At 68.2% G+C, this 21,131-nt stretch carries 9 protein-coding genes and 1 pseudogene; 4 read left to right on the forward strand and 6 right to left on the reverse strand.

What is annotated here, in order from left to right:
• Positions 1-272 precede the first annotated feature (272 nt).
• The 3 genes and pseudogenes from OG510_RS04250 to OG510_RS04260 form a co-directional block, all read right to left on the reverse strand.
• Positions 273-452, reverse strand: a pseudogene (locus tag OG510_RS04250) (site-specific integrase); the annotation flags it as partial.
• Positions 453-647: 195 nt separating this feature from the next.
• Entirely contained in the window at positions 648-854 is a 207-nt protein-coding gene (locus OG510_RS04255) for a helix-turn-helix domain-containing protein (RefSeq protein ID WP_406135333.1), read from the reverse strand.
• A gap of 236 nt (positions 855-1,090) precedes the next feature.
• Positions 1,091-1,708, reverse strand: coding sequence for a tyrosine-type recombinase/integrase (locus OG510_RS04260; protein ID WP_406135334.1), 618 nt, complete (start codon positions 1,706-1,708; stop codon positions 1,091-1,093).
• Positions 1,709-2,550: 842 nt separating this feature from the next.
• On the opposite strand from OG510_RS04260, the gene cas7u reads away from it, so the two are divergent.
• The 4 genes from cas7u to OG510_RS04280 are packed head-to-tail and all read left to right on the forward strand — an operon-like array spanning position 2,551 to position 9,377.
• Positions 2,551-3,789 (forward strand): type I-U CRISPR-associated RAMP protein Csb1/Cas7u, encoded by a 1,239-nt coding sequence (cas7u, locus tag OG510_RS04265; protein ID WP_406135335.1) that lies wholly within the window; start codon positions 2,551-2,553, stop codon positions 3,787-3,789.
• A gap of 4 nt (positions 3,790-3,793) precedes the next feature.
• A complete protein-coding gene (gene csb2, locus OG510_RS04270; RefSeq protein ID WP_406135336.1) occupies positions 3,794-5,266 on the forward strand; it encodes a type I-U CRISPR-associated protein Csb2 in 1,473 nt (490 codons plus the stop codon).
• Positions 5,263-8,298 (forward strand): type I-U CRISPR-associated helicase/endonuclease Cas3, encoded by a 3,036-nt coding sequence (gene cas3u, locus OG510_RS04275; RefSeq protein WP_406135338.1) that lies wholly within the window; start codon positions 5,263-5,265, stop codon positions 8,296-8,298. Before csb2 ends, cas3u begins: the two co-directional genes overlap by 4 nt.
• 2 nt (positions 8,299-8,300) lie before the next feature.
• Positions 8,301-9,377: a hypothetical protein gene (locus tag OG510_RS04280; protein ID WP_406135339.1), complete on the forward strand. Its 1,077-nt coding sequence runs from the start codon at positions 8,301-8,303 to the stop codon at positions 9,375-9,377.
• A gap of 3,078 nt (positions 9,378-12,455) precedes the next feature.
• On the opposite strand, the gene OG510_RS04285 is transcribed toward OG510_RS04280, so the two are convergent.
• From OG510_RS04285 to fxsT, 3 genes are all read right to left on the reverse strand, one after another.
• Positions 12,456-13,490 (reverse strand): hypothetical protein, encoded by a 1,035-nt coding sequence (locus OG510_RS04285; RefSeq protein WP_406135341.1) that lies wholly within the window; start codon positions 13,488-13,490, stop codon positions 12,456-12,458.
• Complete coding sequence (locus tag OG510_RS04290) at positions 13,487-14,383, reverse strand: CHAT domain-containing protein (RefSeq protein ID WP_337962422.1); 897 nt, start codon at positions 14,381-14,383, stop codon at positions 13,487-13,489. Before OG510_RS04290 ends, OG510_RS04285 begins: the two co-directional genes overlap by 4 nt.
• A gap of 380 nt (positions 14,384-14,763) precedes the next feature.
• Entirely contained in the window at positions 14,764-20,289 is a 5,526-nt protein-coding gene (fxsT, locus tag OG510_RS04295; RefSeq protein ID WP_406135343.1) for an FxSxx-COOH system tetratricopeptide repeat protein, read from the reverse strand.
• Positions 20,290-21,131: the final 842 nt, after the last annotated feature.

Raw genomic sequence — 21,131 nt, forward strand, 5'->3', positions numbered from 1 at the left:
AGGCCGGAGAGCTCTCCCCAGCGCAGTCCTGTGTAGAAGCCGAGCAGGCACATTGTCCGCCAGGCGGGGGCAAGTCCGTCGAGGATGCTCTGCGCCTGGTCGGGCGTGAACCACTGCGGCGGTTTGACCGCGATGGGCGGCAGATCGATGCTGCGGCACGGGCTCACCGCGATCACATCGTCGTCGACGGCCGCGCGCATGATGGACGATGTCAGGTTGTAGGCCCGCTTGATCGCGGCGGGGCCTGCGCCCTTCTCGACCAGGGAGCGGATCCAGCTTTGGACGTCCATGCGGGTGATGGCCCGCATTTCCCAGTCCGCCCAGTAGGGCATGACGTGGTTCTTGATGCTGGACGCGTCGCCCCGGAGGGTGTGGGGTTCGACGATGCGGGCGTTCCACCACCGGTCGTGCCACTCCCGGAACGTGGTTTCGCCGGCCCGCGGGTCGCGCATGCCTCCGCGGGCAAACTGGGTCTCCAGCTCGATGCCCCAGGCTCTCGCCTGGGCCTTGAGGGGGAAGGACTCGCTGAACCGGTCTCCGGCTCGGTTGCGTACGGTCGCCTGCCACTTGCCGGACTTCAATTTGCGCAGGTACGCGGTACTACTCCTTCGTTCGGAAGCGTTGAGCGCCGGACTTGGGGCGAGAGGTCAGCGACGGGGGCGCGGGGAAACAACCAGCCTCCTGGCGATGAACTCCTCCAGCCCGGCAGCAGGGACACGAACGCGGGAACGTCCTGTCCCGGTGCGTAGGTCGACGACGGGGAGATCTCCGGCGGCGATGAAGCGGTAGACGGTGCGGCGGTCGACATCCAGGGCGGCGGCGACAGCGGGGATGGACAACAAATGGGCAGGCATGCGCGGTCCTCGGAAACGGGTGTGGGATGACCAACCCGGCGAATTGGTTGAGCGGGACTGCCTGCGGTCCAGAACGAGGGGCTATCAGCCCTGTCAGGGCAGTGGGACCACATCGCTCAGGGGGTTGAGGCACGTGACAGGTCGCCGCCGCGGCGAGGCGTGGACCGCCGACGATCGGGATTTGTTCGGCCGGAGGGCCCGTGCTCGGACCGTGAGTCCGAGCACGGGAACGGAACTTACAGCTTTGCGGTGTTCAGAAGGCGCAGGATCTCTTCCAAGTGATCCCAGTCGATCTCGACGTCCTCCAGCCGGAAGCGGTGCGGGTACCGCACCGCAATCCAGCTCGCGCTCACACCAGCCCACTCGGCAACGCCCCACACAGGAACCCCCGCCTTCAGCCAGGCGTCCAGAGAGGAATCACGCAGGCTGGAGACATGTTCTCCCACGCCCGCTCGGACCTCGGCCGGACTCAACACCGCCTGGCGAGCCTGCCTCCACACCCTCCTGTATTCGCAGGACGGCAACGGCCCGCCCTGCTCACCGGGGAACAACAGATCTCCGGCCTTCAGGCCCGCGCGGTCGATCCAGCGCCTCAGGATGCCTACGATTTCTGGCGTGAGAGGGACCTTTCGGCCCTCGCCGGAGCGGACCAGCACTTCCCCGAACTCCCCGTCCGGGAGCGTCACGTCGTGCACCCGAACCGAGGCAGCTTCACCCGGCGACAGCGCAGTGCTCGCCAACGAGACGAAGAAGGGGTAAATCGCTCCCGGAGATTCCTCCTGAACCCATTCCAGGAGGGCACGGACGCGGTCCGCAGAGAGCAAGGACGATTCATCTATTGCGAGCTGCGACAACCTACTTGATTCCTCACACGAGACATCGGGACGCGTCAGCGCCCCCTGGTCATTCAATGGTCTGGAGAAACGCCGGTTTGGCTAACCGGCGATCGTCGGCTATGTTGCGCCCGCGACGCACCCCTCGCGAACCCGGTTGCTACGCAGAGAACAGGTTCCGCTTCCCGAGGACCGCTCTAGGTTTGCTTCCTTCGCCGAGTTAATCCAGTCCGTATACGACTCAATATGTCTGCTGTTGGCGAATCTGCGCGAACCCACCCATACCTGCCTCTCGGCGGCCAGGAAGTACGGAGACAGAGCAGGTGCCTTCTAAGCGCTTGGCCGCAGGTCTCGGCTGGCCGGGCACTGAGTCTCCGTGCTCGACGCGTCCCCTACGCCGAGGGAGCCTCCGCAGGTCCCGCAACCACGGAGAAGGCACGCGGCATTCCTCGTCGTTGCTGGCGGATAGCGTGAGGTCCTTGCTTCTATACCCGTTGACTTCCTTAAGCCTGCCGTCAGCGCCGGACGTCGAACAACCTGGTCGGCCGTACCCCGAAACGCCATCCCCCATTTGGCCGCACCCTCGAACGAGTGCTGTTCGCACCTCCAATCAGATGCACGGATGCTGAACGATGTTGACCTGCGCGTCAGCCACGCTGGAACCCTGGCCGTGCGAAAACGCAACGCCCATCGGCGCGCTGCGCCCAGCGCTGGGAGGAGGCCGGTCACCGACGAGCGAAGGACCCTATCGGCCACCACTGACAGAGTCGTATCCCTCACCATTGAACCTATTTGCTCGCCCATTTCCTCGATGCTTCGATGATCCGCAATTGCCGAAGTGGGCTGCTTTAGAGGGAGGTTGGGTGGCCATTCCGTCCTCTGCGCTCACCGATCTTGGGAGGTCGATCGTGATCGAGGAGCTGTACGAACGGCTGCATGCCGCAGCCAATGCGCTGTCGGAGGACAGCGCTATTCGGGTCCGGGCAGCGTATGAGCCGACCAGCGGTTCGGGCGGCAGGATCTGCCCGCCGACGGTGAAGGCCAAGTCCACCGACGCGGCCGGCTACCTGATCGAGCCCCGCTACGTGGAGGGCGATGAGGTCAGGGTGGTGCTCCTCGATCAGCGCCAGTCGCAGGCGAACCGGTGCGAACGGGCGCTCCTGGACGCGGTACGCCGTGAAGACCTGTTCCTTCCCCATCTGGAGCTGACGACGGAGGCCGGGGGGACGGCCGTATCGATCACGAGCCTGGAGGCGCCGCACAGGTCCTGCGACGCCTACTTCCGCGACTCCCAGAACGAAGAGGGGACAACGTTCGACAAGACCGAGGTCGGGGCCGCGCTGCGCCGGGCGGGAGCAGCAGACCTCCGCGCCTATCTGGATCAGTCGCCGGCGGACCTGGTGTATGGCGTGTGGGACTCGCACCGTAAGCGCCGGATCCAGGTCAAGGTCCCCCGCGCCTACACCTCGGAGATGTACGGCGTCTCGCCCCTCGTGGGTGTGCGGGCGGCCGGGCGCGTGGACCGGCTGAACCTGGCTGGTGACACCGTCGCGGTCACCGAGACGGGGTGGTCTCCGCTCGATGGTGCGAAGCCGCCCCGCGGCGTCGCGTCCGCAAGGATGTCGGAGCTGGGCCACGGCATGATCCCACCCTCTGAAGGCATCGGCGGGGTCTCGGTCAAGGCGGTGCACCGGCAGGCGACGGTGTCCCTGGCGCAACTGTCCTCGCTGCGCTTCGGGAGCGTCACCGAGGAGTTCACGGCCGCAGGCCGGGCGTTGCTCGCGTCCATCGCGCTTCTGGGAGACCGGCTGGCCTTCGGTGCGTCGGCTCTGCACCTACGTTCGGGCTGCGACCTTGTCGTCGTCTCGGAGCAGGTGGAATGGGTGCAGCGGGGGCGCAACGGGGTGCCGGTGACGGAGCCGATGGAGTGCACGACGTCCCGCGATGCACAGGCGCTGTTCGAGATCGCTCTGGAACGGGCCCGTAAGTCCGGGCTGGAGTGGCCGGTCGAGCCGTTCCGTGTCCGCCCGAACGCGAGTCTGCAGCAAGCGATCGAAAAGTCCTACGAGATCGCCGGAATCGGCGCGGCCGAAGAGGAGTGACCTCGTGCCGTTCCATCTTGACGTGCATCTGCTGGACAGTTCGTACCACGCCTCGACACTGAATCGTTCCGGTGCGGAGTGGCCGCCACACCCCTATCGGCTGTTCTGCGCTCTGGTCTCGGTGGCCGATGAGGATGACCCGGTCCAGAACGCTGCGCTGACGTGGTTGGAGGAGCAGCCCCCTCCCACGGTCCGGGTCCCGGCTCGGTCGGTGGAAGCCGCCGAGACTCGGCGGGCATGGGTGCCGACCAATGCGGTGGAGCGGAAGAAGCCTGGGCACGCGGTGCTTCCCGGACGGATCTCCGGCGGCCAGCCGAAGCAATGGCCCCAGCGCAATCTCGCGGAGCCGATGGTGAGCTTCATCTGGCCGCAGTGCCCGTCCCCGGGTATCCAGGCGGTGCTTGAGCTCCTGCTGTCCCGCATCGGCTACTTCGGCCGGGCCAGCGGGCACGCGCTTCTCACCGCGGCCGTGGTCGGCGATGCGGAGGTGACGCCCGTGGGCGAAGGGTGGCGTGAGTGGTCTCCCGCTTCCCGTGAGGCCAGGAACGTGGAGTTTCTCCGTGCTCCCTACCCGGGCTTCCTCACACGTCTTCGCAGCGCACATGCCGAGGGTCAGCGAGCGTTCCAGCAGGCCCGGCCCCACGCCTATCAGCTCGTCGGCATCGAGTCTGCGGGGCCGAAGGACATGGTGGTGGAGGGCCCGTATGTCGATCTGCTCCCCTTCGCGTTCCCCTCTGGGCTTTCGCTCGACCCGTCCCTCACGCTCAAAGTGACCTCCTCGTTGCGTTCGAAGGTCAGCGGCATGCTCTCTGCGGCAGGGCACGACGTGGACCAGATGATCGCGGTGCACGGGCACAAACCTGCCGGGGACCAGCGGCACGTCTGCGCCTTCGTTGCGCTGCCGTTCGTTGGACATCGCCACGCGGACGGCCGGCTGCGCGGGGTGGGCATCGCGTTGCCCCGAGATCTCGATCCGGCGCACCGCAAGGCGCTGCTGGCGGTTCTCCTCCGTCTCGGTGGCGGGCTGCGCAAGCTGTCCGTGCCGACGCTGTCCCGCCCCGTTCCTCTGTCATACGCCGGTGCGGGCGACACCGTGCAGAGCACGCTGCAAGCAGTGCGCGCGGAGCGATGGACCACCCCGTCCACCCAGTGGACGACGGCCCTGCCGATGGTCCTGGACCACTTTCCCAGAAGAACCCCGAACGGGATCGAGACATCAGTGGCGACCAGCTGCGTCCTGGCCGGATTCCCCGAGCCGCGATCGGTCGAGGTCCTGCACCGAGGCGCATACGTACCCGGCGCGCCGGAACTCCCCCCGTATGCGCTGCGCCGCAAGGCCGGCGAGCGGCCTCTCCTGAGCCGCCACGTCCGCCTGCGGTTCGCCGAGCCGGTCACCGGGCCGATCATCCTGGGCAGCAAAAAGAGCTACGGCCTTGGCCTGTGCATTCCGGTCCCCGCGCGAGAAGGAACGGCATGACCATCCCCCTTGAAGGCGCCCTGCATCTGGAGGAGTTCTCCGACTTCGTCCAGGAAGTCCGAGGACACCGGCCCTTTCCCTGGCAGACCGCATACCTGAACCGGGTCGCGGAAAGCGGCATCTGGGCCGACCTCGACATCCCCACCGGCCTCGGCAAGACCAGCACCATCGACATCTGGTGCTTCCTCCTGGCCTGGCAGCACTCCAGCGGGGCCCGGCGGACCGTGCCTGTACGGCTGTTCTTCGCTGTGGACCGACGCCTGGTCGTCGACCAGGCACACGAAAGCGCCAGCTCCCTTCAACGGGCGCTCCACGACAGCGGTGCCACTACGGTGACCGGCCGTGTCGCCCAGGCGCTGCGTGAACTTGGCGCGAGCGACACCGCCATGGAGAGCGTGCGCATGCGGGGCGGCGCCGACTGGAGCTCCCGCTGGCTGCGCTCCCCGGCTCAGCCCGCCGTCATCTCCAGCACCGTCGATCAGTACGGCAGTCGTCTGCTGTTCCGCGGCTATCACACCAGCCCGCGCATGCGCCCCATCGACGCCGCTCTGTGCGGCATGGACGCCCTCCTCGCCGTGGACGAGGCTCACATCGCGCTGCCGCTGCTGCGCACGGCCACCGACTGCGCCGCTTACCAGGCCACTGCCTCCCAACCGGACTTCGCCGGCCGTGCCGTCCAGGTCGTCAGCCTCTCCGCGACCGCTTCGGCCGCCGCGGACCGGCCCCGGCACTCGATCACCGACGCCGACCGTGCCCACCCTGTGGCCAGCCGGCGCTTGAACGCGCAGCGCCGCCTCACGCTCCTGGATGCCTCGCCGAACGTGAAGGACACGGCGGCAGCCTTCGCGCAGGCTGCCGCGCTGGCGGTCGAATCCCTGCTTCCGGTGATCGAGCGACCGGTGATCGGCGTGATCGCCAATACCATCCGCGCCGCCCGCGCCACCCATCACCTGCTGGCCCAGCGCGAGGACGCCGACACCGTGCTGCTGACCGGCCGCACACGCCCCCTCGACCGCGAGCGTCTCCTGGCCCACCCGCTGGTCACCGAACTCCTCGCCAGCGTGCAACCCGACCGCGAACGGCCGCTGATCGTCATCGCCACCCAGACCGTCGAGGTCGGCATCGACATCTCCTTCGCCGGCATGGTCACCGAGAACGCCTCCCTCGCGGCACTCATCCAGCGCCTCGGCCGTCTGGACCGCACCGGCGACCTGAACCTCGCACCCGCCATCGTCCTGCGCACCAGCACACAGACCAAGCAGAGCACCATCCCCGTCTACGGTGAGTCCGCCGAACGCACCTGGGCGCATCTGACGGAGAAGGCGCCCACCGTCATAATGTCCGGACTCAAGGCTCCTTCACTGGCCGGAGTTCTTGCCGAGGGCCTGCTCGTCAATCCTGTAACCCTGCCCGCGCTGCTCGCGGACGTGGACACCAGCGTCCTCAACGTGGAGCCGCCCCTCATCCCTGTAGTCCATCGCACCCTCGTCGACTCCTGGACCCGCACCAGCCCCGCCCCAGTCCCCGACCAGGCGCCAGCCCCGTTCCTCCATGGCCTGGACACCTCACCCGAAGACGTCCTCGTGCTCTGGCGCGCCGACCTTCACGAGACCGACGGACAGCCCGACTTCGCACAATGGGCCACCCGCATGAGCCAGACCCCGCCCCACGCCGGCGAAACAGTCGCGATCCCCGCCCGGCAACTGCGCCGCTTCCTCACCTGCGCCCCCGCCGACGACGACACCAGCGACCTCGAAGGCACGACGCCCACCCTCGACACGGCTCCCACGGCCAAGAGGCAACCGGCACCCACTATGTCGCCGGTGCTGCGTTACGACGACCGCGAGAACCAGTGGGTGCCAGCCACCGAGCCCCGCGAAATCCGGCCCGGTAGCACCGTAGTCCTGCCCGCACGCTACGGAGGCCATGACGCCTACGGCTGGACCGGCACTCGCGACCAACCGGTCACCGACCTCGGCGACTACCCCACCACGGACACCGCGCCCACCCGAATCGACGCCCACGTCCTCACTCCCCGAACCACCGGCGAAGACTCGGTCACCGTCCGCCTCACGACAGCGACCGCCCACGCAGCCCAACGGCTGCGCGTTGAGGACCCGGATGAGACCACCGGCATCGTCAACGAACTCCTGGACGTCCTCCTCGCCGCCCCGGTTTCCCTCCTCGGTGGGCCGTATGCCGACCTGGCCCAGAACCGTCTGCACCGCCTGCGCACTGTCGAGCGGTGGACCACGGCACCCACCGGCCGCACCGAGGAACAAGGGCATGTTGTCCTCGACCCAGAAGACCTCTGCCGCCTCGTCCTCATCCCTGCACGGCCGCCACGCGGACAGCGCGAACGGACCCCAGGCATCGCCGACGACGCCTCCGACGCAAGCTCGCTGACCCGCCCCGTTTCGCTGTCACAACACAGCGTCGCCGTCGCCGAACGCGCCGGCGCCTTCGCCACGGCCCTGCGCCTGCCTCCCCCGCTCATCGACGCCCTCCGGGCCGCAGGACACGCCCACGACTGTGGAAAATCACACCGCCGGTTCCAATGCATGCTCTGCGCCGGAGACAGACTCCTGGCCGAAATCCTGGACGAACCCCGCGCGAAATCCGGGATGGACCCCGCCGATCACCACGCGCGCCGCCGCGCAGCCCAACTCGCGCAGTGGCATCCAGACATGCGACACGAAGCGATCAGCGCGCTCGCCGTCACCGCCTGGCTGGACACCCGCCCCGACCACCCCCGGGGTGACGACGACCACCTGGTGCTCCACCTCGTCGCCGCACACCACGGCCACGCCCGCCCGCTCCTTCCCCCCATGACCGACCCCGCCCCGGAGAAGGTGACGTGCACCATGCCCGACCAACAACAGGTCATCGTCGACAGCGCCGACATGGGCACCGACTGGACCGGCCCCGACCGGTTCCACACACTCAACCACCGCTACGGGCCCTGGGGACTGGCCCTGCTCGAAGCCACCCTCCGTCTCGCCGACATGGCCTGCTCCGAGGAAGGAACCTGACCATGACCCGCCATTCCCTCGAACTCCCCGCCCTCTACGGCAGCTCACCCCTCGGGTTCCTCGCCGCTCTCGGCACCCTCCACCTCACCCACCACATGCTCGATCAAGCCCCGCAACTCTCCTGGGCTGGCCCGGACGCACCAGCCATCCTCCACACACACCAGCCCCTCACCCACGACAGCCTCGCCGACCTCCTGGCAACCCAACTGCCCATCCAGCCCGAGAAGGACGCCCTGGCCCTCGCCCCCGGCATCCTCGACCAGCCCCGTTCATCCGGCCCGGGCGCACCCAACGACCCCCTCCGCATGCCCCTCCCCGAAGCCCTCGCTCACCTCCGCGCCCACGCCCAGGCGGAACGCGACCACAACGACAACCACGCCCACTGGTTCACCTCGCTGATCAACACGCTCAGCGCCAGCCCCGGCAAAACCGAAGACACCACCGCACCGAAGAGGACAACGAAAGACAGCTCCCAGGCCCTCTACACCCGTACGACCCCGCTCTTCGGGCGGACCGGCCGCATGACCCTCCCGAGCAGCTGGGCCACCGCCGCCCAACACTGCATCAACAACCCCAACCACCTCCACGCAGCCCTCACCAACTGGAAGCGAGTCGACGGCTACGCCGGCGCCAACCTCGACCACAGCTCCCTCGGCGACGCCCACATGGTCAGCCACGGCAAACCCACCCAACAAGGCGTCCCCGGAGCAACCTGGCTCGCCCTCCACGGCTTCGCCGCCATCCGCCTCATCGGCAACACCAACCGCCCCCAAGCCACAAGCTGGAACACCACCACTAACGCCTTCACATGGCCCACCTGGCACCCGCCCCTCACCACCACCGCACTCACCACCCTCCTCGAACACTCAGCCATCCGCACCCCCTCCAAACCAGCGGTCCTCGAAAACCTAGGCGTCACCGCGATCTACACCGCACAACGCACCCGTCTCCTCCAAGGCGACGGACCGCTCTCCCCAGGACAGCGCGTCACCCACAGATCTCGGAACCACAGGCACCCCACGAAATGCGCCACCACTCCGAAGCGAAATGACCGAAATGCCTATACCATGCATCCATGATCATGGTCGGCCCGGTTCGCTCCCCCGGAGCGTTGCAGGCTGGGCGGGCCAACACCCCGGACTCCGTCCGGAGCACCACTGCGGCGACGTCGTCCGGCACATCTGTGCGCACCTCCAGAGCAACACTCCGGATTCCGTCCGGAGTACCACTACGGCCATCCGCCGACGCCGTGCTGGATCTGCTCACCCGTTTAGCACTTCGGATTTCGTCCGTAACGTCACTGCGGCACCCCTGACGGAAGGCGACCGACTGGCCTGGCCTGGCCTGCCAACACTCCGGCTTCCGTCCGGAGCACCACTGCGGCGCGAATATTCCGCGCAAGGTGGTGCCAGCGGTCTGGCCCAACACTCCGGAGACCATCCGGAGCACCACTACGGTGGCGAGACAGAGATGTCGCTCGTACAGGCGATCGCGCCAACACTTCAGGTTTCCCCCGGAGCACCACTGCGGCGCGACGTACAAACGAGTGTGGGCCAACCTGCTGGTACCCAACACTGCGGGTGCCGCCCGGAGCACCACTGCGGCTTGCGCTTGCGGAGGCTACGCGTCACCCTCGCGCACCAGCACTCCCGGTTTCCCTCCGGAGCACCACTGCGGCAGCGTCCCAGCGGTGTGGCCCACGCCAGCATTCGTCAACCACTCCGGACTCCGACCGGAGCACATCTCCGGCCACCGGTTGGCCGGGTTGAGCTTGCAGTCGAACGGCCAATACTCCGGGTTGCAACCGGAGCACTACTTCGGCACTGTCTGGCGCAAGAGCACCGCGATCAAGGCCGTCCCAAACCTCCGGGGTGCGCCCGGACACCCCGCGGTGTGAGCCCGTACGCGGCGTACAGCACACCCCGGTCCAACGCTCCGGGTTCCGTCCGGAGCGCCACTGCGGCAAGTCTGGCAAGCCGGGGACCATCAAACCCAAGGCGACCAACACTCCGGGGGCCCGACCAGAGCCCTACTGCGGCGACGCCCTGGCCACGCCCATGTGCTCCGGTCTTCCAACACTCCGGATCGCGTCCGGAGCACCACTGCGGCACGTCGATCAGCGCGATATCGCTGATGACATTCCACCCCAACCCTCCGGATTCTGTCCGGAGCACCACTGCGGCGGCTTTTGGCGCTGATCAATGTGCGAACGGGGCACGCCGACACTCCGGATTGCGACCGGAGCACCACTTCGGCAGGATAATGGAATTGCCCTGCCACGACGGGGCGAGCCCAACACTCCGGATCCCGTCCCGGAGCACCATTGCGGCAGGTCAGCAAGGTGGACGACGATGCCGGACAGCTTGCCAACACTCCGGATCCGTCCGGAGCACCACTACGGCAGCGACTCCTTGACCATTACTGCCGGGACCACGACACCAACACTCTGGATCCCGTCCGGAGCACTACTGCGGATCCTCGACGTCGAGGCAGTACAGGACCGGAAAGACACCGACACTCCGGATTGCCTCCGGAGCACCACTACGGCTTCGATTCCCTCATGGCGCCAGCGCTACGAGAGCTTCCAACACCCGGCTCCCGGTCGGAGCACCACTGCGGCTATCGGGGTGGGAAAGATCGTAGCGGCGACGTTGTCCAACACTCCGGATCCTGGCCGGAGCACCACTGCGGCGTCCAGACGTTGCAGTCGTACGCGCGCGGGGTCCTGCCCAACACTCCGGGTCCCGTCCGGAGCACCACTGCGGCCCCGTGAGCGACGACTTCCACAACTACGCCCGCACCCCAACACTCCGGACCCCGGCCGGAGCACCACTACGGCGGTGTGCCGAGGGTCTCGGCGATCCGGTCCGCGGCCTCAGCGCTCCGGATCCCGTCCGGAGCACCACTGCGGCGCCGAGCCGCCCACTGGCGGAGAGGCATACATCCCCCACCACTCCGGATTCGTCCGGAGCACCACTGCGGCGGCCCAGGCCGACCGAAGGCATTGCCCCGGATGCGCCAACACTCCGGGTTTCCTCCCGAGCACCACTGCGGCGGCAAGACAGAGATGTCGCTCGTACAGGCGATCGCGCCGACACTCCGGGTTTCCCCCGGAGCACCACTGCGGCATCGCCCGTGTCGCGACCGGCGACTACGATGCCGTGCCAGCACTCCGGATTCCGTCCGGAGCACCACCGCGGCTGCTACCTGACGGGCTGGTTTGCCGGCCAACCGTTTCAGCACTCCGGATTCCGTCCGGAGCACCACTGCGGCATCGAGACGACTCAGGTCCTCCAGGGCAATACTCCAGCACTCCGGATCCTGGCCGGAGCACCACTGCGGCGTTGCTACCCAGGCAACCGCGAATGCGTGGCGGCACCAACACTCCGGATTCCGTCCAAAGCACCACTGCGGCATGGCGCTGCCAGGGTTCGGCCCCCCGAATCGGTCCAGCACTCCGGATTCCGTCCGAAGCATCACTGCGGGTCCGCCTCCCGGGCCTCGGTGGTCGTGGCCCGTACGGCCAGCACTCCGGATTCCGTCCGGAGCACCACTGCGGGGTGGTAATCGACTTCGAGGGGATCACCCCCGCCGGTCCAGCACTCCGGATTCCGTCCGGAGCATCACTGCGGCTGCCTGGCCGTCCGACCGATGGGCGTCCGGGTCGGCTCCCGCACTCAGATGGCGAACACCAGGACGTCGTTCCCAGCGCTCCGGATTCCACTACGGCGCGAACAGCTACGGGACGGAAACTGGACGCTTCCTTCCAAGCACCTGTACAGAGCCGAAAGGCATCCGTCAGTTGTGGGAGTCCCCTGGGACTTTTCTGGGACTTCCGGCCCCATCAAGCGGCACGAACGTGAAATAGCCGAAAGGTCATTCGCGCAGGTCAGCGACCGCCAACCGCTCATCGCGGCAGGTCACCGCACTCGCTGGTCTCTTCCGGGACATCTGACCAGCACTCAGTCGTCAACGCTCAACGTCTTGCCCTCTCCAAGCCCCACGGGCTTCTCCTGAGCACGGCCTGCACGGGGCGGGGTGGTCTTTCCGCCACCTTCTGTGGCAACTCGAAACAATGAGGCTTAGACGCACGGCATGCGCGGACCGGGGACCCGACTGACCGGACGGCTCTTCTGCCGTGGTGCACCGTAGTCAGATCAACGGGAACGCTCCGCCAAAGTCAGTAGAAGGTGGGCGGACTCGGGATGCAGGAAGTCAGAGTGCGCGCCGGCCGGGGAGAGTCTGGTGCGGCGACCGCCGCGGTAGAGCCAGTCCGCGTCGATATTGACGACTCGGTGATCCAGGACGTGCGGAGGATACCGAGCCCCCGTCTCCAGCAGTCTGGTCGAGAACTGCGGAACGGGCGCGGGGCCCACCCCCGAGTGCCCGATGCCCGGTGCACCCTCGGCCCGCAGATGCCAGAACCCGGTGGCCCGGTCCCATCGCGAGTGGGTCAGGACGAGCGGCCCCCCGAGGGGGGCGCCAGGATGCTCGTCCGAGGGGAACAGCTTGGCAAAGTCCCGGGTGAATGCGTCCCGTGGCGCTGCCATCTGGAAGATCAGCGTGCTGTCGACGGTGAAAGGGCGCCGGGAGTCGCGCGGCAAACTCCACGAGAGGACGGGCGGGCGCTCGGCGGCCCGTTGCACAGCCTCGCACAGGAATCGGCCCCCGAACGAGTGGCCAATCAGATGGAGATACTGGCCATGGCGGTTGGCCAGGACAGCCGCCGTGCGGGGGTCGGCCCGTTCCGCGTCCAGATAGCCGAGCAGATGCCCGATGACGTACGGCGCGTGGCCGTCCCCATCGGCGCTCATGGCGTGGGCCCGGTCTCGGATCAGGCGGTAACCCCCCAGAGTGGGGCGACTGGAGGACGGCCAGCGCACCACTACACACCACGGCCGGTACCCATCATTCAGCCCGGGGTAGCGGTCGGGGCGGGCGGTCCACAGTCCCGAGGCCGCGTAGAGCAACTTCGTCGCGCTGCGCACGGCTGTCGCGGGAGGCGTCCGCCAGCCGTGCACGTAGACATGGATGTCGCTCGCCCAGGCGGGGATGCGCAGTCGCCGTGCCAGATGGTCCGCCACCCGGTCGGCCGGGACGGGCATGCCCTCCGGCGTCCGCAGCCGCCCCTGCGCGTCCAGGTCGACCACGACCGGTTCTGGCAACGCAGGCAGCGCCGCGTCGGCGATCATGAGGCAAGGTCCAGGCGGCTGTGCAGACCGGAGTGGAGCGAGTAGGTGAGGGCGAGCGGGTTGTTGAAGTCCTTGGCGAACGCCTTAACCAGGCGCTGGCTGATCTCCCCGGCGGTGTGCCGGCCCGTCAGGTACAGCTCCAGGAAGGAGTACGCGTACTCCGACGCGAAGACCTGGGGTATCTCGATCTGCGGGCCGAGAACACCGTCGGCGCCGAGATCTATGAGTGCGGAACCAAGGTGCTCGACGTCCGAGTTGGCGGCGCCTTGGCCAGTGTGGCAGGCGTTGAGCAGCACGAAGGGCCGGAAACGCTGGGGCAGGTCACGCAGACGGCGGCGCTTGCGACGCACCTTGGCGCTGTCGATCAAATCCGGGTCGGAGAGCCTGATGACCAGACGCCGGTTCGTGGTGCCCTCGTCCATGAACGTTCCGTGGCACCAGAAGTACATGAGGTCCTCCGGCAGGACCGCGTTGTTGAGCGCGTCCAGGAGATCCTCCGCCCTGGTGCGGACGGTGAGACGGGAACGGCTGCTCAGCAGATCCCGCACCTCCGACGCCCGGCCCACCAGGTCCAAGGTGGTGTCGGTGTTCAGGCTGGTCACCGCCTGCTGCCGTGGCGCCAGCCTCATCTGCTCCACCCAGGAGCGGCCGGGACTCGACTGCTCGACCTGGTGCCGGTAGCCGAGGAAGGCATCCCACGGGTCCGCGCAGCGAGCCGGGTCGACGGCCAGCATCGGCCAGGGCAGCGGGAGCTCCGAGTCGAAGCTGATTCGCAAGTCCTCCTCCTCGGCCAGGGCGTCCAGGAGGAACGAGCGTAGACGTCGCAGCGCGGAGTCGTGTCCGTCGAGCATGACGTCCAGGACGTCGAAGCCCTCCTCCGCGAGGCGCCTCACCAAAGTCCCGACCAGGGGCGAGTGAGGGGTCAGGTCTGTCTGCTCCGCAAGCGGGCGCCCCCCTACCCGTGCCCCCGGCGTCGGAGTGGTCGTGGTGTGGTCGACAATCAGGCGCTTCCATTCGGAGCGAAGAGTGCCAGCTCTGTCGAGCAGCGTCTGAGGCGTCGTCTCCAGGCGTGCATCAAGCCACTGCTCACGGGCCGGAAGCCACGAGGCGTGGGACATGAGGGTCAGCCCGCCGTGCCCCGATTGACGGACCACGATCCTCAGATCACGCGGTGCGCCGACGCCCGGGACCGGCTCGGGGCGCGGCGGGGGGACCGTGTACCCGGACGACGGGTTGCGCACTATCTCGACGGGGAGTTCCTGTCGCATGCGGGTCAGTCGCTCCCATGCTCCTGCGCATCGCTGCGCTTTTCGGCGTCGGGCACATGGACCATCGTCTCCAGCTCCTGCAGGGCGAAGCCCGACGCATGGTCGTACAGGGTGAAACGGAGCTTGTGCGCCCCCGGTTCCCGAGGGGTGAAGGAGAAGACGGCGGGCGGGCCCCCGGGGGTGTACTCCACGATTGCGGGGACCACGACGGCGTTGGAGCGGCAGTCCGCCACCACCTCGACAGCCGCCAGCTCAGGGGCCGGAACGTCCTCCTGCCGCTCCAGGCTCAGCTCCACGGCCGACGTCCGCCCGACGCCGGTCTCGTCGATGAGGGTCATCCTGGGCTGCCAGGCCGGCCGTGCGGTACGCAGCCGCCAGCGCAGTTCCCCGGTCCCCGGATGGTCCGCGCCGAAGACCCGCTCCCAACGGTTCAACAGCTCGCTCTGCCAGGCTAGGCACGCGGGCGCGTCGGTCTCCAGACGGGCTAGGACCAGCTCGGCGTGGCACTCCAGTGTCTCCGGATGGTCGGCACCCAGCACTGCCGCCCTGCCCGCGTGCACCGCTTCCAGCAGCGTCACGGCCGCCGCGCGGTGCTCGGAGTCTGCGAGCGCGCGGGAGAGTTCGACGGGCAGGCTTGGCATCAGCCCACCGAAGCGCTCCGCGTACAGAGCGACCACCAGGCCCAGCCGGACGATCTCCTCATCGGCCGCCAGGACCTCCGAAGCGGCCGTCCCGGATCCGTCGGGCTCCCAGGGGCCGAGAGCTGCCGCCCGGAGGTGGACCTGGACGAGGCCGTCGACATCGGTCGGCCAGTCGGGTCCGTGCTGCAGCCGGCTCACGGAGAGGAGCAGCTCTTCCAGCACCACCCGAGCCCGGTTGGCTTCTCCCGCCTGCAGCAGGGCGTGTCCCAGTACCGCCGACGGCTCCCATGTACGCCGGTGGCCCGCGCCGAAATGACGTACAGCTGTCTCCACCGTCCCCTGTGCCAGCGGCACGGCTCGTTCGGACAGTCCCGCGTCGGCGAGTGTCCAGGCCAGGGTGGAGCGGACCTCGGACGTCCACCGGTGTTCCTCCGGCAGAACCTCCTCGCACTGCTTGAGCAACTTCTCCAGTTCGGACAAGGCCCAAGCGAGGTCGCCGGTCTCCCGGATGGCGACGGCCAGCTGAGAGCGGCAGGCGATCGTCAGGACGTGGTCGGCACCACGGATCCGGTCGCTCGCGGCGACCAGATCGAGCAGTTGCCGCACTGCTTGCTGCCGCTCGCCCACTAGACTGAGCGACCGGGCCTGCTCGGCGCGGGCCCGCAGAGTCGATTCGTGGCTCAGTCCGAGAGCCCGCCCAAAGTCCTCGACGAGCTCCTCGCGCAACCGCAGCGCCTTGACGAGCTCCCCGGCCTGCACATACGTCAGGGCAAGCCGGGCACGGGCGTTGAGCGTACGGGGATGGTCCGGGCCGAGGACGCGGAGGCAGTCAGCCACCAGGTGCCCGGCCGCCCGTACGGCCGGCCGGGCCGCGGAACCGCCCAGGAGCACCCAGACGATGTCGTCACGCGCTTCGAGCGTGTCGGGGTGATCCGGCCCCAGGAGGCGCTGGTGGTCCCCGAGCAGTGCATGCAACTCCCGCAGGGCCCCCGCGCGATCGCCGACGAGTTCGCGTCCCCTGGCTAGAGTCGCCCGGGCGGCCAGAGTCCGCGGGTGATCCGCGCCTTGGACACGCGTCCGGTCCGCCACCACCTCGTCATACAGTGCCAGAGCCGACTCGAAGTCGTCCGCCTCCTCGAAGGCAAACGCGAGCATGAAGCGCGTACTCAGCGTCGACACGTGGGCGCGCCCCTGCAGCCCGTCGCGGTCCGCCAACAGGGACCGCAGACCGGTGATGGCCTTGCTTACCTGGCCCGAACCCATCCAGGCGTAAGCCAGCCACAAGCGGGCGTCCAGGGTGTGCGTATGGTCCCGGCCGCGGACCCGGACGCAGTCGTGCACGAGCGGAACGGCCAGCTCCTCGGCGAGGAGGTAATTGCTTGCGGACATGTGTCCGGCGACGATGTCGAGCCGTAGACCGAGGGCTCCGGGATGATCGTCCCCGGTCTGTTCGGCCTCCTCCTCAAGCACGGCCATCAACGTGGCCAACGACGCCTCGTGCCGTCCGGCCGCCCGTTGGACCAGGCCCAGGTCACGCCGGGCCGCCAGCGTGCGACGGTGCGTGGGCCCCCAGGCCCGGCCCCACGCTGCGACCGCTTCCTCGTACAGAGCCACAGCCCGGTCGTGATTCTGCGCCGCGGAATGGGTGTCCGCGAGGTTCTCCAGCACCAGCAGGGTGGCCGGCGCCTCCCGGCCCAGGACCCGGCAGCGGATGTCGAGCAGCCGGGAGAACTCCTCGACGGCCCGCGGATGGTCGTCCGCGCCCAGGTAGGCCAAAGCTCTGCCGTTGTACGCGTCCAGCGTCTTAGCCGCCTCTGGGCCGAGCAGCCGCGTCCGGTCGTCGATCAGCAGCTCGTACTCCGTGATCGCCCGGTCGTACCGGCCGGCCGACCGCAGGACCCAGGAACGCAGGGAACGGGTACTGAGGGTGTAGGGATGCTGGGGGCCCTGCGCGCGGCAGCGGTCGGCGACAAGCGCGTCCAACAGGGCCAGCGATTCATCGAATTCGGAGGCGTCGTGATGCGCCACACCGAGCCGCTCGCGGGTCTGCAGGGTCCTCGGATGATCCGGGCCGTGGACCCGCACGTGATCCTCGACCAGCTTCCGGTAGGCGTGGACGGCGTCCGCGTGGCATTCCTCCGCCGAGAACAGGTCGGCCAGTGAGCGACGCACCGCCAGGATGCGGGGGTGGTCAGCGCGGAGGAACTCCTTCATGTCCGTGAGCAAGTCCCGTAACTGCTTGACCGCCTTTGCATGCTGGCCGACGTCCTGGTGGGTGAAGGCCAGGAGTTCGCGCGTCCACAGGACGTCTGGATGCTCGGGTCCCAACAACTTAACTCGGTCGTGCAGGACTTCGGCGTAAAGGCCCAGCGCTGCCTTGAACTCTGAGACGGCGCGCAGGGTGTGCGCCTGTCTCACGCGGGCTGTAAGGGTCGACGGGTGGTCCTTACCCCGTGCTCTCGTCCGGTCGGCCACCAGCCTCTCGCGCTCGCTCAGGGCGCGCCGGAGGTCGCCGGACATCTGCAGGGTGTGCGCGAGGGAGTCCCGGGCCCGCAGCGTGTCCTGGTGGTTGTCCCCTCGGGCGCGCCGGTAGCCGGAGATTACCGCCTCGTAGCACTCTGCAGACCGGGTGAATTCGCCGAGGAGCCCGTGGATCTCGGCAATGTCTTCGCGGTAGTCCAGGGTCGCGGGATGGTCCAGGCCTTGGGCTCGCGCGCTGTCCTGGGCGAGAGACTCAAAGTCGGTCAGCGCGATTTCCGGGCCGGAGGCGTCGACGACGGCGTAGGCGAGATCCTGTCTGCTGCGCAGGGTGTCCGGGTGATCTGCCCCTTGCACCCGGGTCCGGTCGGCCACCACCGCGGTGTAAATCTCCACTGCGGTCCGGGGGCTGCCCGCCGCTAGCTGCGCGGAGGCGAGCCAGCCCTGACTGGTCAGAGTGTCCGGGTGGTCGGGGCCGTGGACGGAGCTCCGGTCCTCGACCGCCTGCTCGTACAGGCGCACGGCGGTGGCGTGATTGCCCGCCGAGCGATGGGCGTAGGCCAGGTTGGTGCGGCTGGTGAGCGCTTCCTTGTGCCGGGGGCCGAGAACTCTCTCCCGGTCGGCCACGACCGCCTCGAATTCCTTCACCGCGTCCACGTGGCGTCCTGCCATCTGGAGGGCGTACGCCAGATCGTTGCGGCTGCGGAGCGTGTCCTCGTGGTCCGGTACCTGGACGCGGAGCCGGATGGCGACAACCTCGTGGAGCTCCGTGACCGCACGCATCACCTCGCCGGCCTTGCGGTAGGCGTATGCCAGCCGTTCCCGGCTGGCCAGTGTCTGCGGTGCCTCGTCGCCGGAGACAGCCTTGCGGTCGAGGAAGAGGTCTTTGCAGAGGCTAACGGCCGTGGCTGGATCGCCGGCCTTGGCGTGGAGTTCGGCGAGGCGGTCGCGGTGGCCCAGCGTGGTGTCGTGATCGATGCCCCACAAGCGCGTGCTGCAGTCGACGACTCGCTCCATCGGCACGATGGCCAGGACATGCTGTTCGCGGGCCACCAACTCCTCGGCGCCGCGGCGGTACATGGCCACCAGCCCCGCGTCGGCCTCCGCGTCCTGCGCTGTTCCCGTCGCAGCGAGCGCCTGGATATGGGTCAGGAACGGTCTGACGTCGTCGGGCGCCGATCCGACTGCGGCGGCCAGCGCACGTTCCGCCCGCCCGCGGGCGTCGGGGATCTGTGTCGCCGCCGATGTCCTCAGCGTGCGCTGGAGCAGCCGGTGCAGCGCGATTCCGCCGGGTCCGATGTTGACCAGGTGGTAGTTCCGCAGTGCCTGCAGCGCCGCGTCGGTCCGTTCGGCGTCACCTTCCATGTGCGGGAGCACCGCGAGAGGCAGGGACTCGGGGGCGTACCAGGCCAGTGTGTGGAGCATGGACACGGCCAACGGCTGTCGCGTCTGGATCGCCTCCAAACTGGTGCGGGAGATACGGGCGACGGCGCGGACCGCCGCGTTGTCGCCGCCCAGTCCGGCTTCCGGTTTGTGAGTCAACTTCGCCCGGTAGTCCGCGAACCCCGTTCTGGTCTCCCGCAGGTAGGCGCGTGCTTGGGCCAGGGCCAGCGGCAGGTAGCCCAGGTCGTCCGCCAGCAGTTCCGCCTCCGCGCGTTCGGCGGGGGTGCGCCCGGCCGGGACCGGATCCTGCTGCGTCGTCCCCGGCGCGCACAGCAAATCCACCGCTGCCTCGTGGCTGAGGACGTCCAGACTGATCAGCTCGGTGCCTTCGAGCCATCCTGTACGGCATCTGCTTGTCACCAGTTGGTGACCCCGGTTGAGCAGGCGGCCGAGGAAGGGCGTGAGGTGTTCCGGCCGTTCGACGTTGTCGTAGACGAGCAGCCAGCCGGCGTGGGCCTCCAGCCAGGTCAAGGCCCACTCGGTCCGCTCCTTGGGAGTGGCCGCTCTCGCCCACTCTGGGTACAGGGTGAGCGCGAGCTCTGCCAGGCCCGAGGCAATCTGCTCCTCGCTCTCAGAGGTGATCCACCAGACGAGGGTGTACTCGGAGCGATGTTGGTGCGCGTAGTGCAGGGCCAGCGCCGTCTTGCCGATGCCGCCCAACCCGCTCAGTGTCATCGTCGACTTCTGGGTGATGATTCCGCCCCCACCGTCCAGAGAGCCGGCTAATCGGGCGAGCGCTCTCCTACGTCCGACGAAGGGCTGCTTGGAGGGGGCCAGGAGGTTGTCGGAGGGCTGCGGAGGGGAGATCCGTACGGCAGCCGCCTTCGCCTCAACCGCCAGAACCGTCGTGTGCTGTTCTGTGTGGGGGTCGCTGCTGGTACGAGAGCTGTCGCCCTCCTGGTCCAGCAGTACTGTGTGACCACGGACCACCTCTGCTGCCGCAGCACTCGGCTGTTCGGTGATGATCATCGTTCCCCCAATTGCTGACCATCTCGTCCCACGTCCCCCGCAGTGCCTGATTGCCCGTCACCGGGTCCTGTTCAAGCCTGATTTGCAAACGGATGAGACGCGAGAAGGTCACTGTAAGGAACTCTACGCATGCTGTCACGCTTACCTGAGCAGCACCGGAGAATACTGGCCACCTCTCATACCGGGCATCGTGGGCGGCTTACAACCGCCCGAGGGTCAGCCGACGTGTGATGAGCCGACGCCGTACGTGTTCTCGGCGTCGGCTTGCAAAGTGCCGCATGGCACGTCGGCTTTCGACGGCCGGTTCGAACTTGAGCCTGCTCATGCAGAGTCAGTCTCACGCCTTGCGCTCATCCCGTCGGCGAACAGGCTTGTACCCTGCCCTCGCAGGCTCACTCAGCGAGTCCTTGGCAGAGCCTCCGGCTGGCCCTTGATCCCTCCTGCTCAAGAAGCACAAAGCAGACGCCCGCCGCTATGGCCCACGACCGGCGGCTCTCCGCCGATACCCGAGATTGGGCTGCCGAGGCAGCATCAGCCCTCGCCCGGAGTAGTCGGCACGCCGCTCTGCTGGGTCAGGCTCGTCGGCCCGGTCCGCACGGCTGAGGAGCTGCGGTGCCGCCATGGTTCGCACTTCTATCGGCGGTCGGCAGTCCAGCGCGTCACGTCGAGGCACGCTCCGTGGGCCCTGTCAGCACACCCCTCATTTATGTGCTAGCTCGCCGCCGCCACGGGTCGACGACCAGGGGTGCACTCCGTGCCGACCAAGATCCGGGCCATACGCGGACCATCCGCCTGCAGCTTGGCCGAATCGTGGCCGTTTCCGCTGGTCAGCGGCCATGCGA

Source organism: Streptomyces sp. NBC_01089 (assembly GCF_045162975.1).
In the GTDB taxonomy this organism is placed as follows: Bacteria; Actinomycetota; Actinomycetes; order Streptomycetales; family Streptomycetaceae; genus Streptomyces.

Coding starts and splice junctions, on each gene's coding strand:
- OG510_RS04255 (WP_406135333.1), bottom strand. CDS start 854: ATGCCTGCCCATTTGTTGTCCATCCCCGCTGTCGCCGCCGCCCTGGAT.
- cas3u (WP_406135338.1), top strand. CDS start 5,263: ATGACCATCCCCCTTGAAGGCGCCCTGCATCTGGAGGAGTTCTCCGAC.
- OG510_RS04280 (WP_406135339.1), top strand. CDS start 8,301: ATGACCCGCCATTCCCTCGAACTCCCCGCCCTCTACGGCAGCTCACCC.
- OG510_RS04285 (WP_406135341.1), bottom strand. CDS start 13,490: ATGATCGCCGACGCGGCGCTGCCTGCGTTGCCAGAACCGGTCGTGGTC.
- fxsT (WP_406135343.1), bottom strand. CDS start 20,289: ATGATCATCACCGAACAGCCGAGTGCTGCGGCAGCAGAGGTGGTCCGT.